The sequence below is a fragment of the Pseudomonas sp. WHRI 8519 genome (assembly GCF_040224055.2).
In the GTDB taxonomy this organism is placed as follows: Bacteria; Pseudomonadota; Gammaproteobacteria; order Pseudomonadales; family Pseudomonadaceae; genus Aquipseudomonas; species Aquipseudomonas putida_X.
Window position 1 is genome coordinate 690,878 of record NZ_CP167996.1, and the last position, 14,478, is coordinate 705,355.

The 14,478-nt window shown below is 64.6% G+C and carries 11 protein-coding genes; 10 read left to right on the top strand and 1 reads right to left on the bottom strand.

All coding sequences use genetic code 11. The features are described from left to right. The first annotated feature begins 187 nt into the window (after positions 1-187). Together ABRP30_RS03215 and gudD are read left to right on the top strand one after the other, a co-directional pair. Positions 188-1,540, top strand: a complete 1,353-nt coding sequence (locus ABRP30_RS03215) for an MFS transporter (protein WP_267820780.1) — start codon at positions 188-190, stop codon at positions 1,538-1,540. 19 nt (positions 1,541-1,559) lie between these two features. Continuing rightward, positions 1,560-2,915 carry a glucarate dehydratase gene (gudD, locus tag ABRP30_RS03220; RefSeq protein WP_267820782.1) on the top strand — a complete coding sequence of 452 codons (1,356 nt, stop codon included), beginning with the start codon at positions 1,560-1,562 and terminating at the stop codon, positions 2,913-2,915. 160 nt (positions 2,916-3,075) lie between these two features. On the opposite strand, the gene ABRP30_RS03225 is transcribed toward gudD, so the two are convergent. Next, on the bottom strand, positions 3,076-3,963 hold the full coding sequence (locus ABRP30_RS03225) for a LysR substrate-binding domain-containing protein (RefSeq protein WP_267820784.1): 888 nt from the start codon (positions 3,961-3,963) through the stop codon (positions 3,076-3,078). 100 nt (positions 3,964-4,063) lie between these two features. On the opposite strand from ABRP30_RS03225, the gene ABRP30_RS03230 reads away from it, so the two are divergent. From ABRP30_RS03230 to ABRP30_RS03265, 8 genes are all read left to right on the top strand, one after another. After that, positions 4,064-5,014, top strand: a complete 951-nt coding sequence (locus ABRP30_RS03230; RefSeq protein ID WP_349975252.1) for a 2-hydroxyacid dehydrogenase — start codon at positions 4,064-4,066, stop codon at positions 5,012-5,014. Positions 5,015-5,118: 104 nt separating this feature from the next. Then, positions 5,119-6,462: an MFS transporter gene (locus ABRP30_RS03235; protein WP_349975253.1), complete on the top strand. Its 1,344-nt coding sequence runs from the start codon at positions 5,119-5,121 to the stop codon at positions 6,460-6,462. 357 nt (positions 6,463-6,819) lie between these two features. Then, positions 6,820-8,214 (top strand): GABA permease, encoded by a 1,395-nt coding sequence (gabP, locus tag ABRP30_RS03240; protein ID WP_241803880.1) that lies wholly within the window; start codon positions 6,820-6,822, stop codon positions 8,212-8,214. A 163-nt stretch (positions 8,215-8,377) separates the two neighbouring features. Continuing rightward, positions 8,378-9,124 (top strand): efflux RND transporter periplasmic adaptor subunit, encoded by a 747-nt coding sequence (locus ABRP30_RS03245; protein ID WP_241804120.1) that lies wholly within the window; start codon positions 8,378-8,380, stop codon positions 9,122-9,124. Next, entirely contained in the window at positions 9,121-10,440 is a 1,320-nt protein-coding gene (locus tag ABRP30_RS03250) for an efflux RND transporter periplasmic adaptor subunit (protein WP_267820790.1), read from the top strand. Before ABRP30_RS03245 ends, ABRP30_RS03250 begins: the two co-directional genes overlap by 4 nt. Next, a complete protein-coding gene (locus tag ABRP30_RS03255) occupies positions 10,440-12,533 on the top strand; it encodes a biotin/lipoyl-binding protein (protein ID WP_267820792.1) in 2,094 nt (697 codons plus the stop codon). The genes ABRP30_RS03250 and ABRP30_RS03255 overlap by 1 nt, the downstream gene beginning before the upstream one ends. A 25-nt stretch (positions 12,534-12,558) precedes the next feature. Further along, entirely contained in the window at positions 12,559-13,359 is an 801-nt protein-coding gene (locus ABRP30_RS03260) for an aspartyl/asparaginyl beta-hydroxylase domain-containing protein (protein ID WP_267820794.1), read from the top strand. Continuing rightward, positions 13,347-14,330, top strand: coding sequence for a sulfotransferase family protein (locus ABRP30_RS03265; RefSeq protein ID WP_267820796.1), 984 nt, complete (start codon positions 13,347-13,349; stop codon positions 14,328-14,330). Before ABRP30_RS03260 ends, ABRP30_RS03265 begins: the two co-directional genes overlap by 13 nt. Positions 14,331-14,478 lie beyond the last annotated feature (148 nt).

The window sequence follows — 14,478 nt, forward strand, 5'->3', positions numbered from 1 at the left end:
GCCAGGAGTCAGCTCGAAATTGATTTTCGATGTTGAATCGATGCTTTTACTGGTTTTATCAGCTTGTATTTTGCGTTTTTAACGACAATCACCATCTTGTCGTACAACTTCACCGCGCCTATGCTCTGCCCACTGTCATGTCAGACCACCTCGACCCGCACAAAAACAATTAGTGGGAGATACACAAGTGAACGACACCCTCGATCCGTCTGCCCGTAACGGCAATGACGTGCTGGCCAGTGCCGTGGCCAAGGTCAAGCGCCATGTGCTGCCGCTGTTCGTGATCATGTTCATCGTCAACTACCTCGACCGCGTCAACATCGGCTTCGTCCGGCCTCACCTGGAAAGCGACCTGGGCATCAGCGCTGCGGCCTATGGTTTTGGTGCCGGGCTGTTCTTCATCGGCTATGCGCTGTTCGAAGTGCCCTCGAACATGCTGTTGCAGCGCGTCGGCGCCCGCCTGTGGCTGACCCGCATCATGTTCACCTGGGGGCTGGTGGCCACGGCCATGGCCTTCGTGCAGAACGAAACCCAGTTCTACGTGCTGCGCTTTTTGCTCGGTGTTGCCGAGGCCGGTTTCTTCCCTGGGGTGATCTATTACTTCACCCGCTGGCTGCCAGCCGCCGAACGCGGCAAGGCGATTGCCATCTTTCTCAGCGGCTCGGCGCTGGCCTCGCTGATCTCCGGCCCCCTGGCCGGGGCGTTGATGCAGATCCAGGGCCTGGGCATGCATGGCTGGCAGTGGATGTTGTTCATCGAGGGCATGGCTTCGGTCACGCTGTGCTTCTTCGTGTTCTTCTGGCTCGACTCCAAACCGCACGACGCCAAGTGGCTGAGCAAGGCCGAGCAGGACGCGCTGGTCGATACCATCGACCGCGAGCAACGTGAGCGCGAGGCCATCGGCGCCGTCAAGGTATCGTCCTGGAGCCTGCTCAAGGACCGCCAGATCGTGCTGTTCTGCCTGATCTACTTCTGCATCCAGCTGACCATCTACGCTGCGACCTTCTGGTTGCCCAGCATCATCAAGCGCATGGGCGACCTGAGCGACCTGCAGGTCGGCTTCTTCAACTCCATCCCGTGGCTGATCTCGATCCTGGCCATGTACGCCTTCGCCGCTGGCTCCTCACGCTGGAAGTTCCAGCAGGCCTGGGTGGCTGCTGCCCTGGTGATCGCCGCCATCGGCATGTTCATGTCGACCACGGGCGGGCCGGTGTTCGCCTTTGTCGCGGTGTGCTTTGCCGCTATCGGTTTCAAGTCGGCCTCGTCGCTGTTCTGGCCGATCCCCCAAGGCTATCTGGACGCGCGCATCGCTGCGGCGGTGATCGCCCTGATCAACTCGGTGGGCAACCTGGGCGGCTTCGTCGCGCCCACCACCTTCGGCTTGCTCGAGCAGCAGACCGGGTCGATCCAGGGCGGCCTTTACGGCCTGGCCGTGACCTCGGTGCTGGCGGCCATTGCAGTGTTCTTCGTGCGCACCCGCCCAAAGGGTATCCCCTCACATGACCTCAAGGCCCCTTCGGCCTTGGGCCAGACCCACTGATGACTGCGAGACAACAACCATGAACATGCAGACGACTCCCGCTCTCCACACCAGCACCCCTGTGGTCACCGACCTGCGCGTGATCCCGGTTGCCGGCCATGACAGCATGCTGCTCAACCTCAGTGGCGCCCATGGCCCGTTCTTCACCCGTAACGTGGTGGTGCTGCGTGACAGCGCCGGTAACACGGGCCTTGGCGAAGTGCCCGGCGGCGAGAAGATCCGCCAGACCCTGGAAGATGCCCGTAGCCTGGTGGTCGGCCAGCCCATCGGCCACTACCAGCGTGTGCTCAATGCCATGCGCCAGACTTTCGCCAACCGCGATGCGGGCGGGCGCGGGCTGCAGACCTTCGACCTGCGCATCACCGTGCATGCGGTGACCGCCATCGAATCGGCGCTGCTCGACCTGCTCGGCCAGCACCTCAATGTGCCCATGGCCGCGCTGCTCGGCGAAGGCCAGCAGCGCGAGGCGGTGAAGATGCTCGGCTACCTGTTCTACATCGGTGACCGCCAGCAGACCGATCTGGCTTACCGCAACGAGGCCGACGCCGATGATGATTGGTTCCGCCTGCGTCACGAGAAGGCACTGACCCCTGACTCCGTGGTGCGCCTGGCTGAGGCTGCCAAGCAGCGCTATGGCTTCAGCGACTTCAAGCTCAAGGGCGGCGTGCTGCGTGGCGAAGAGGAAATGGAGGCGGTGACTGCGCTGGCCGAGCGCTTCCCCGAAGCGCGTATCACGCTAGACCCCAATGGCGCCTGGTCTTTGAAAGAGGCAATCGCGCTGTGCCGTGACAAGCACCACGTGCTGGCCTATGCCGAAGACCCGTGCGGCGCCGAGAACGGCTATTCGGGGCGTGAAGTGATGGCCGAGTTCCGCCGTGCCACCGGTTTGCCTACCGCCACCAACATGATCGCCACCGACTGGCGCCAGATGGGCCATGCGATCCAGTTGCAATCGGTGGACATCCCCTTGGCCGACCCGCACTTCTGGACCTTGCAGGGTTCGGTACGGGTGGCGCAGATGTGCAATGACTGGGGCCTGACCTGGGGTTCGCACTCCAACAACCACTTCGACATTTCACTGGCGATGTTCACCCAGGTGGCCGCGGCGGCGCCGGGCGAGATCACAGCTATCGATACCCACTGGATCTGGCAGGACGGCCAGCGCCTTACCCGCGACCCGCTGCGCATCGTCGACGGCCACGTGCGCGTGCCGGGGCGGCCAGGGCTGGGTGTGGAGCTGGATGAAGACCAACTGGCCAAGGCCCATGAGTGCTACCGCAGCATGGGCCTGGGCGCGCGGGATGATGGCGTGGCGATGCAGTTCTTGATTCCGGGCTGGACGTTCGATAACAAGCGGCCTTGCCTGGTGCGCTAAGGCTCAGGGCCCCATCGCCGGCAAGCCGGCTCCCACCAGTCCACCACAGCCCTGAAGGCCGGTTGCGGGCTGCGAGGTACCTGTGGAAGCAACCGTCTAAAAGCTGGCGCGATCCCGGTGGGAGCCGGCTTGCCGGCGATTGGGCTGCACAGCAGCCCCTTCAGCCAGCCTCAAAAAAAGCCCGGGCCATTGCCACAAATTCACCCAACACCGGGTTCGGGTTATCCCGGCAGTACGCCAGAAAGATCTCCGCCTGCTGGTCCATTCCCATCAGCGGCTTGAACACCACCTGCTCCAGCCGCAGCGCCTGCGCCGATGCCGGCACCACCGCACAGCCCAGCCCTACATTGACCAACCCCAGGATCGAATGCGTCTGCCCCAGTTGGTGCAGATAACGCGGCTGCACCTGATGACGGGCAAACAGATTGGCGATGCGGTCATGGAAGTAGCGCCCCTCATTGGCGCTGTACATCACGAACGGCTGCTGGTCGAAATCGGCCGGCTTGAGCCGCTCGCGCGCTGCCAGTGCATGCCCGGCGGGCAGGGCGGCGACGAAGGGCTCGCGGTGGATCGGCAGGTACTCCACGCGCGCACTGGGCAGCACCTGGCGCACCAGGCCGACATCGATCAGCCCAGCTTCCAGGTCATGCACCTGGGTTGCGGAGATACGCTCGCTGAGCACCAGTTCGATGTCGGGCACGGTCTTGCCCGCGTGCACCAGCAGGCGCGGGATCATGCTGTAGGCCCCGACGGCGGTGAAACCCAACGTCAGTCGACCAGCCTCGCCATGGGCGATGCGCCGCGCCGACTGGCTGGCCGATTCGGCGATCTGCAGGATGCGCCGGGCATCTTCCAGAAAGCTCTGCCCAGCGAGTGTGAGCCGCGCCTGGCGGTTGTTGCGCTCGAGCAGCAGCACCCCCAACGAATGCTCCAACAGTTGGATCTGCCGGCTCAACGGCGGCTGGGTCATGTGCAGGCGGGTGGCCGCGCGGCCGAAATGCAGCTCCTCGGCAACCGCCACGAAGCAGCGCAACTGGTGCAGCTCCATGATTCAATTCCTGAATTATTCGATCCATCATCTATATTAGACCTGTATCGCATGCCGGCCTAGCATCGAGTCACACCCATGAAGTGGCCGGATATCGACGATGAATGACGACAACACTGCAGCCATCGAGCTGCTGCTGACCCAGCCGGTACCAGATGCCATCGATGCGCAACTGGCCAGCGCTTACCAGGTGCACCGGCTGTATCGCCATGACAACCCACAACAGCTGCTCGCTGAGATAGGCCCGCGGATCAGAGGGGTGGTCACTGGTGGCGCCAAAGGCTTGGCCAATGCGCTGATGGATCAACTGCCAGCGCTGCAGATCATCGCCATCAGCGGTATCGGCACCGATGCTGTCGACCTGCAGCACGCGGCGAGGCGCGGCATACAGGTCACCACCACCCCCGGGGTGCTCACCGATGATGTGGCCGATATGGCCATGGGGTTGATCATCAACACACTGCGCCGCCTGGGCGAGGGCGAGCGTCTGGTGCGTGACGGCTTGTGGGGCAGGGTCGACCTGCCGCTGGCGCGCAAGGTCAGTGGCAGTGCGCTGGGTATCGTGGGGCTGGGGCAAGTCGGTAAGGCCATTGCCCGCCGCGCTGCCGCCTTCGACATGCCCATCGCCTACCACGGCCGGCGCGAACAGCATGGCTGTGGCTACCGCTTCGTCGCAGACCTGGTTGAACTGGCGCGTTCGGTGGATGTGCTGGTGGTAGCGGCCTCGGCCGATGACGGCAAGGTGCTGGTGAACGCCGAGGTGCTCGACGCGCTGGGCCCGCAGGGCTACCTGATCAACGTGGCGCGCGGCAAGTTGGTCGACGAAGACGCACTGGTAGAAGCCTTGCGCGAACGGCGCATTGCCGGTGCCGGGCTGGATGTGTTCGTCGATGAACCCCATGTGCCACCGGCTTTGCGTGACCTCAACCAGGTCAGCCTGCAGCCGCACCGTGGCAGCGCCACCCTGCAGACCCGCCTGCAGATGGGGCAGATGGTGCTGGACAACCTCTCAGCCTGCTTCCGCGGTGAGGTACCACCGAACTGCGCGTAGCCCCTATCGCGGGGTTGCCGGCGATGGGGCCATTAGCCACACCGCAAGACCACACCTTCTCTGCACAATAACAATCGCTTCCATCGAGAAGCAAGAGGGTCTACATGAACAGCAAATCCGCCGTAGCCGCACCGCAGCCTGTGGTTGCGATCGGTCGCCATCGCTTTCTGGTGCTGGCGCTGATCTTCATCATCACGGTCATCAACTATGCCGACCGCGCCACCCTGTCGATCACGGGCACCGAGGTACTCAAGGACCTCGGCCTGGACCCCGTCATGCTCGGCATGATCTTCTCTGCCTTCGCCTGGGCCTACGCCCTTGGCCAGGTCCCCGGCGGCTGGTTGCTGGACCGCTTCGGTGCCCGCCGTGTGTATGGCATCAGCCTGATACTCTGGTCGCTGTTCACCCTGCTCCAAGGCACAGTGGGCTGGCTGGGCCTGGCCGGCGTATCGGCTGCGGTGGCGTTGTTCTCCATGCGTTTCATGCTCGGCCTGGTGGAGTCGCCGGCATTCCCGGCCAACTCACGCATCGTCAGCTGCTGGTTCCCCACCCGCGAACGCGGTACCGCATCGGCGCTGTTCAACTCGGCGCAGTACATGGCCGTGGTGGTGTTCGCGCCGCTGATGGCGTGGATGACCCACACGATGAGCTGGGAGCAGGTCTTCATCTGGATGGGGGTACTTGGCCTGCTGCTGAGCGTGGTGTGGTTCCGCCTATACCATGAGCCGCACAGCGCACCGGGGTTGAGCCGCGAAGAGTTCGACTACATGCGCGAAGGCGGCGCCCTGGTCGACCTGGAAAAAGAGCGCCAGACGGCCAAGCGCAAACCGACCCGCGCAGAGCTTGCGCAGCTGTTCACAAGCCGCAACCTGTGGGCGGTCTACCTGGGGCAGTACTGCATCACCGCGCTGACGTATTTCTTCATCACCTGGTTCCCGATCTACCTGATCAAGGGCCGTGGCATGACCCTCATGGCGGCCGGTTGGGTGGCCGCTTTGCCGGCCATCTGCGGCTTTACCGGCGGCATCCTCGGGGGCTTCGTGTCCGACTGGCTGATCCGCCGTGGCGTACACCCATCCAGGGCACGCAAAACGCCGTTCGTGATCGGCATGGCGTTGTCCACCACCCTGGTGCTGGCCAATTACGTCGAGGGTAACGCGGCAGTCATTGCCCTGATGACCTTGGCGTTCTTCGGCAAGGGCCTGGCGGCCGTCGGTTGGGCGGTGCTGTCGGATGTGGCGCCGAAGAAAATGGTTGGCCTGTGCGGTGGCGTGTTCAACGGCATCGGCAACATTGCCGGCATCGTCACCCCGCTGGTGATCGGCTACGTGGTGGCCAGCACCGGCTCCTTCCACAACGCACTCTGGTTCGTAGCCGCCCATGGCGTGCTGGGGATCCTCGCTTACCTGTTGCTGGCCCGCCGCTTTGAACGGACGGGGCAGGCGTAGGCAGACGCCTGAGCAGCAGAGGCCCCGGGAGACCGGGGCCTTTTTTTGTGCGCCGGCTACGCATATTCAGATGAAAAACAAAACCCTCAAATGGCCATCAGGCGTGTCTGGGCATGCCATTCACGACATCTGACGCCTAGGGGAAAGCGCTGTCGTGATCGAACAGTTGCGGGGCGTTCTCGTGTAATTTGCCGCAGCCTCAGGCGGCTTAAATGAACCCCGAACCGCACTGACGCCCAGCGCTGTGATGCGCCCCAAAAATCAACAACAGTGGTGTCGACTCATTGAATCCAAAGGAGATATTTTCGCCTACGCCTGCCCGTCCTTCCTTGTGTCAGCAAAAAGAGAACAACATCAATGAACACCGTGGGAACTGATGGCAACCTTGCTCAAGGTTTCAAGCCACGTCATGTAACGATGCTGTCCATCGCGGGCATCATCGGTGCCGGTCTTTTCGTCGGTTCCGGGCACGCCATCGCGGCGGCCGGGCCAGCTACCATTATTTCTTACTTCGTGGCCGGGACCCTGGTGGTGCTGGTCATGCGCATGCTCGGCGAAATGGCCGTCGCGCATCCTGATACCGGTTCGTTCTCCACCTATGCCGACCAGGCCATCGGCCGCTGGGCCGGCTACACCATCGGCTGGCTGTACTGGTGGTTCTGGGTGCTGGTGATCCCGATCGAAGCACTGGCCGCCGGGCATGTGCTCAACGCCTGGTTCCCCCAGGTGGACAGCTGGATCTTCGCCCTCGCGTCCGTGCTGCTGCTGGCGTGCACCAACCTGTTCAGCGTGGCCAAGTACGGTGAGTTCGAGTTCTGGTTCGCCATTCTCAAAGTCACGGCCATCCTTTGTTTCATCGGCTTGGGCTTTGCCGCCCTGATGGGCTGGTTGCCCAACCGCGAAGTCAGCGGCTTGAGCGGCTTGATGAGCGCCTACGGCGGCTTTGCGCCCAATGGCTGGTCTGCCGTGATCGGTGCGTTCATCACCGTGATGTTCAGCTTCATCGGCACCGAAGCGGTGACCATTGCCGCCTCCGAATCCAGCGACCCGTCGCGCAACATCGCCAAGGCCACGCGCTCGGTGATCTGGCGCATCAGCACCTTCTACATCCTGTCGATCTTCGTGATCATCTCGATCGTGCCGTGGAACGACCCGCAGCTTGCGGTAGTGGGTTCCTACCAGCGTGCGCTGGAAATCATGAACATCCCCAATGCCGCCTTCATGGTCGATTTGGTGGTGCTGGTGGCCGTGACCAGTTGCATGAACTCGTCGATCTATATCGCTTCGCGGATGATGTACTCGCTGGCCAAGCGCGGTGATGCACCGGCCTTCCTCAACAAGACCTCCAAGGTCGGCGTGCCACGCGCTGCCGTGTTCGGTAGCACCCTGATCGGCGCGGCCATCGCCATCCTCAACTATTTCGCACCCAAGGGTGTGTTCGAGTTCCTGCTGGCCAGCTCTGGCGCGATTGCGCTGCTGGTGTACATGGTCATCGCCATCTCCCAGCTGCGCATGCGCCGCCGCCTGGAGCGTGAAAACGCGGAACTGAAGTTCCGTATGTGGCTGTTCCCTTGGCTGACCTGGGCGGTGATCATTTTCATTGCCGGGGCGTTGGCGGTGATGATGTACACGCCCGAGCATCGGGCGGAGGTGAGTTCGACCTTGGGCCTGGCGATCTTCATTTCCTTCCTTGGCATCGTCACCACGCGCGGGCACCAGCGGCAACTGGCCGGAGCGCGCTCGCTCGGTTGAGCAACGGCTTCCACACCGCCCCAGTGGCCGGGTCTACCGGCCGCTGGGGGCCCCATCGGTGTGATGTATCCGTGCCATCAGTTTTTTCGTACACTCCGCTCATCCAGCTCGCAAGGGAGTGTGCAACATGTGTCGTGGGATTCGACTGGCTTTGGCCTTGAGTATGTTGCACCTGCCATTGGCACTGGCCGCGCAGGCGCCAGCCGACCCGCTGCTGGATGCGCCGAGCGCCAGCGATGCAGGCGCCGAGCAAAGCGCCCGTGGCGTGTTGCGTGCGCGTCATCAGGCAGTGCTGGCCAGTGAGCTGGCCGGGCGTATCGTCGAGATGCCATATGCCGATGGCGAGGCTTTCAAGAAGGGCAGCACCCTGGCGCGCTTCGACTGCTCGGCCTACCAGGCCCAGCTCAATGCCGCCCAGGCGGCGGTGCGCGCAAGCCGCGAAGAGCTCAACCACAACCGTCAACTGGCCGCGCTGAAATCGGTGGGGCAGTTCGAGGTGTCGCTGGCTGAGGCCAAGCAAGCCCAGGCCCAGGCCGAAGCCCAGGTCTACCAGGTGCAGGTCAAGCGCTGTGTGGTCACCGCCCCGTTCGATGGACGAGTGGTACAGCGCCGTGCCCAGCCTCACGAAAGCGTCGCCAACGGCGCCCCGCTGCTGGAGGTGGTGGACAACCGTTCGCTGGAAATCCAGTTGCTGGTGCCTTCGCGCTGGCTGGCCAGGCTCAAGCCCGGGCAAAGCTTTCAATTCACCCCGGATGAAACCGGTCAACCGTTGGGGGCCACGGTCAAGCGTGTGGGCGCGCGAATCGATGAAGGCAGCCAGACGCTGCTGCTGATCGGCGAACTGCCCACCGACACCCACGGTTTGCTGGCGGGCATGAGCGGTACGGCCCACTTTGCGCAGCAGCCATGACCGCCGCTGCCCATGGTACGGCGGAGCGCGCCTTTGCCTTGTTTCTGGGGCTCCAGCGCCAGGCGCGCCAGGCCAGCAGTAGCGAGCAGTTGGCCTATGCCATGGTCAACGACGGCCAGGCGATGTTTGCTTATCGCCATGCCGCGTTACTGATCGCCGGCAAGGTGCAGGCGCTGACCGGCATCAGCGTGGTGGAAGCCAATGCACCGTTCGTGGCCTTTGTCGAACGTGCCGTGGGCAAGCTGCAGGCTGCCGGTGTCGCTGGGCAGGCCGGTGAAGTCGACCCCAGCGTGCTGGATGCCCAGATACTCGCCGACTGGCAGGCGTTGTCGGCAGGGCAAGCCTTCTGGTTGCCGTTGCACGACCGCAAGGGTGAAGCCTTCGGCGGCTTGTGGCTGGCCCGCGAGCAAGCATTCAACGCCGCCGAGCAGGCCTTGCTGGTGCAGCTGGGGGAAACCTATGCGCATGCCTGGCAGGCCCTGAACCCGGTGCGCCCATGGCGCCTGCGCTGGCCGCGGCGGCGCTTGCTGGCCTTGCTGGCGGTCGCCCTGCTGGTGCTGTTGCTGCCTGTGCGCCAGTCGGTGCTGGCGCCGGCCGAGGTGGTGCCGCGTGGTGGCTGGGTGGTGGCGGCGCCGCTGGAGGGTGTGGTGGCTGAGTTCCTGGTCAAGCCCAACCAGCGTGTGGCGGCCGGGGATTTGCTGGTGCGCTTCGATGCCACCGCCCTCAAGGCCCAGGCCGATGTGGCCGCACGTACCTTGGGCGTGGCGGAGGCCGAACTCAAGGTCAGTACCCAGCGCGCCTTCACCGATGCCGATTCCAGCGCGCGCTTGGATTTGCTGGCCGCTCGCGTCGAACAGAAACGCGCCGAGCTCGACTATGCCCGCCAGTTGCTGGCGCGCAGCGAAATCCGCGCCGAGCGTGACGGCATTGCGGTGTTCGCCGATGTCGAGCGCTGGACCGGCAAACCGGTGCAGACCGGCGAGCGCCTGATGCAACTGGCCGACCCCGAGCAGGCCGAGCTGCGCCTGGAATTGCCGGTCGGCGATGCCATCGCCCTGCAGCCGGGGGCCGAGGTGGCGCTGTTCCTGGACAGCGACCCCCTGCATCGGCACGTGGCGAAGCTCGAACGCGCCGCTTACGAGGCCCAGACCACCGCCGCCGGGCAGCTTGCCTACCGGCTGGATGCGTCATTCGTCGAGGCCTCACCACGCATCGGCCTGCGCGGTACTGCCAAACTGTACGGCGAACGCGCGCCGTTGGCCTATTACCTGCTGCGCCGGCCTCTGGCGGCCCTGCGCCAAGGGCTGGGCCTGTAATGTTGCCGGCGCTGCGTGCGGACCTGCAGCTCTCGCCTGCGGCACCGGCGTTTGACGGTGCCCCGCAATGGACCTTGGCCGACCCATTGCGCGGCCGTTATTTCAAGCTAGGCGCGGCCGCGGTGCGCTTGCTTCGCCACTGGCCGCTGGGTGAGCCGCAACGGGTGCTGGCAGCTGCCAATGCCGAGCCGGGCCTGCCTCTGGAGGCCCAGGAGGTGGAGGACCTATTGGCGTTTCTCGGCCACCACGACCTGCTCAGCGCCAACGACCCCAAGCAGCGCCAGAGTTATGCCGTGAAGGCCGCCGCCAGCCAACAGGGCCTGTGGCAGAAAGCGTTGCACCAGTACCTGTTCTTCCGCATCCCACTGTGGCGCCCGGATGCCTTTCTCAACCGTACCTGGCCGCTGCTCGAACGCCATGGTGGCTGGCTGCTGCGCTTTGGCCTGCCGGCGCTGCTGGTGCTTGGCCTGTTCCTGGTGATTCGCGACTGGTCGCGCTTCATCGCCACGTTCCCGCACCTGTTCAGCCTCGGCGGCATGCTCGCCTTTGGCCTGGCCCTGGCGTTGGCCAAGCTTTGCCACGAGTTCGGCCATGCCTACATGGCCAAGCGCGCCGGCTGCCGTGTGCAGAGCATGGGGCTGGCGTTCATGGTGCTGCTGCCGATGTTCTACACCGATGTCAGCGATGCCTGGCGCGTCAGCGACCGGCGCTCACGGCTGCTGATCGATGCAGGTGGGGTGTTCGCTGAACTGGTGCTGGCGGTGTTGGCGCTGCTGGCCTGGTCGCTGCTGCCCGATGGGCCGCTGCGCACCGCCGCGTTCATGCTGGCCAGTGCCACGTGGATCACCACCTTGCTGGTCAACCTGAACCCGTTCATGCGCTTTGACGGGTACTTTCTGGTCAGTGACCTGTTAGGCGTGGAAAACCTGCAGCAACGCGCCTTCGCCCTGTGCCGGTGGCGCTTGCGCGAGGCGTTGTTCGGCTATGGCGAGACGATGCCGGAGCCGTGGCCACCGCGGATGCGCAAGCGCCTGCTGATATGGGGCTATGGCGCCTGGATCTGGCGTGCGCTGTTGTTCTTTGGTATCGCCCTGGCGGTGTATCACCTGTTCTTCAAGGTGCTGGGTATCTTCCTGATGCTGGTGGAACTGGTGTGGTTCATCGGCTTGCCGGTATTCAAAGAGCTGCAGCAGTGGTGGCTGCGCCGTGACCAGGCCCAGCCGCGCAAGACGCTGGCGCTGGGCCTGGGGTTGATGCTGCTGTTGGTGCTGCTGGCCGTGCCCTGGCGCGGTGCCGTGGAGGTGCCGGCGATGCTTGAGGCATCGCGGGTGAGCGCCTTGCATGCGCCGGTGGCGGCGCGGGTGAAGCAGTTGCAGGTGCACGATGGCCAGACGGTCGCCCAGGGGCAGTTGCTGCTGGAGCTGGAATCGCCTGACCTGGATTCGCGCCTGAAGATCGTGCGCCGCGAAATAGACATTCTGCAGTTGCTGTTGCGCCGTCAGTCCGGGCGCAGCGCCACCGCCAGTGATGCCGGGGTGCTCGAGCAGCAACTGGCCGAGGCAGTGGCCGAGTACCGGGGCCTGGCTGCCCAGCGTGAACGCTTGCAGTTGCGCGCGCCGGCGGCGGGCGTGTGGCGCGACATGCCCAGGGACTTGCAGGCGGGGCAGTGGGTCAATACCGGCCAGCCCCTGGGGCGGGTGGTCGAACCGGGGGTGCGCCTGCGTGGTTACCTGGGCGAGGCCGATTTGTGGCGCGTGGCCGCTGGCAGTGAAGGGCGCTTCATTGCCGACGACCCGGCGCGGGCGGCCTTGCCCGTGCGCGTGGAGCAGGTAGACGCTACCGGCGTTGCCGCGCTGGAACTGCAGGCGCTGGCGTCTGACCGGCATGGCCCGGTGGCCGTGCGCCGCGATGGCCAACAACGTGCCCAGCCGCTGCAGGCGCAATACGGCGTGCGCCTGAGCCCGCGGGTGGACGTGGCTGATGTGGCCCAGCCGTTGCGTGGGGTGGTGGTGCTCGAAGGCGCCCGCGAGTCGCTGCTGGGTGCGGCCTGGCGCAGATTGGCGGCCTTGGGCGTGCGCGAAAGTGGTTTCTAGGGCGAATTCACCGCAAGGAGCAGTCATGAGCGAAATCTCGCTGCCGCTATGTTCCCGGCTGCCGCTTGCCATCGACCTGCCGGCCTTGCTGCAGGCGCTGGCACGGGTGCACGCAGGGGCCTGGCAGGCGCATTTCAACCGTGGTTATCACGAGGGCGACTGGAGCGGTGTGGCGCTGGTCAGTGCCGAGGATGCCCCTGTGCCGCTCGCACCCGGCCGCGGCGCGCCGGTGAAGCTGGCCTGGTGGCACCAGGAGACGGCGTGGCAGGCCGCGCTGGCGCCATTTCGCGCGACACTGCAGGCCGCACGCCTGCTGCGCCTGGGTGAGGGCGCGCGGATTCACGAGCACCGCGACCCAGACTTGGGGCGCCCTGGCGGCTGCCTGCGCCTGCATGTGCCACTGCTGAGCCCACCTGGCGTTGAGTTTATCGTCGACGGCCTGCAGGTCCCCATGCAGGCGGGCGAGTGCTGGTTCGTCGACCTGTCACGTGCACATCGGGTGCACAACCCCGGCCCCGGTGAGCGTATCCACCTGGTGCTCGACTGTTTGCCCGACGACTGGCTGCTCGGGTTGATCGACCAAGGGCGGGCGCTGACCCCGGCGTTGAGCCCGGGGCGGGCAGCGCAGGCATTCGAGCGCTTCCGTGAGCACGTGGCGCATGACCCTGCGCTGGCAGCCAAGCTGCAGGTATTGGACGACCCACGGGCCTTCGTGGCAGCGGCCATTGCCCTCGGCGCAACCTTGGGCCTGGTGTTTTCCGAAGCCGAGGTGCTCAGTGCCATGCGCCAAGGCAAGCAAGCATGGAGCGATCAATGGCGAATCTGAATTCATCGGGCAGTTTTCACGGCTGGATGCCCATTCGCCTGTGGCGTGAGCAGGGTGAGTGGCGCCTGGACTGGTGCTGGTTTGGCCAGCAGGCCCTGACCAGGCCGTTTTTCCGAGACGACGTCGATCAGGCGTTGCGCCTGCCGTTCAACCAGGCCCTGCGCCGTAACACTAGCTTGCAGGCACTGCTGGACTGGCAGGAGAGCAGCCCAGGCCTGGCGCCTTCGGTGCTGGTGTTCCATGCCTCGCGCTGTGGCTCCACCCTGATCGCACAACTGATGGCCAGCCAGGCGCACAACATCGTGCTCAGTGAGCCGCCACCGTTGGACAACCTGCTCAGGGCACCGCTGCAGGACCCAGACGCCAGGCACTGGCAGGCCGAAGGCGTGCGCGCACTGCTTTCAGCCTACGGCCAGCGGCGCCTAGGCGAGGAGCGCCGGTTGGTGATCAAGCTCGATGCCTGGAACGTGTTCGAGGCGCCCTTGCTGGCCAAACTTTACCCCGACGTGCCGCGGATCTTCCTCTATCGCGACCCGCTGGAGATCGTTGTCTCGCAGTTGCGCCAGGCCGGCATGCACCGGGTGCCGGGCCTGCTTGGCGCGTCGGCGCTGGACACCTTGCTGGGCAGCGGCGAGGGCATGGACACGGTGCAATACACCTGCCGGGTAGTGGGCGAGATCCTCAAGGCCGGCCTGCAGCTATGCCGGGAGCATGGCGGCATTGCCGTCAACTACAGTGAACTGCCTGAGGCCATCTGGGGGCGCCTGGCCCCAGTGTTCGGCGTGATGCCGGGCGATGTGCCGTCGTTGCGTGAAGTGGCCGCGTTCGACGCCAAGCAACCGGGCATGAACTTCAGTGCTGACAGCCAGCGCAAGCGAGCGCAAGCCAGCGAGCACGTGCTGGAAGGTGTGCGTCAATGGGCGTTGGAACCCTATAAATGCTTGGAATTCATACGCTTGCATAACGCCTGAAAACTGGCGTCAAAAGGCTTGGAACAGCTGTTTGAGAAAACTGTGTAAATCGCCCTGTTCGGTAGTGGCGATTTGCCCCGACAATCGACTACGCTCAACGCCATCGTGTAGGACATTTCACTTGGATGTGCCCCCCACCAAGGGGTAA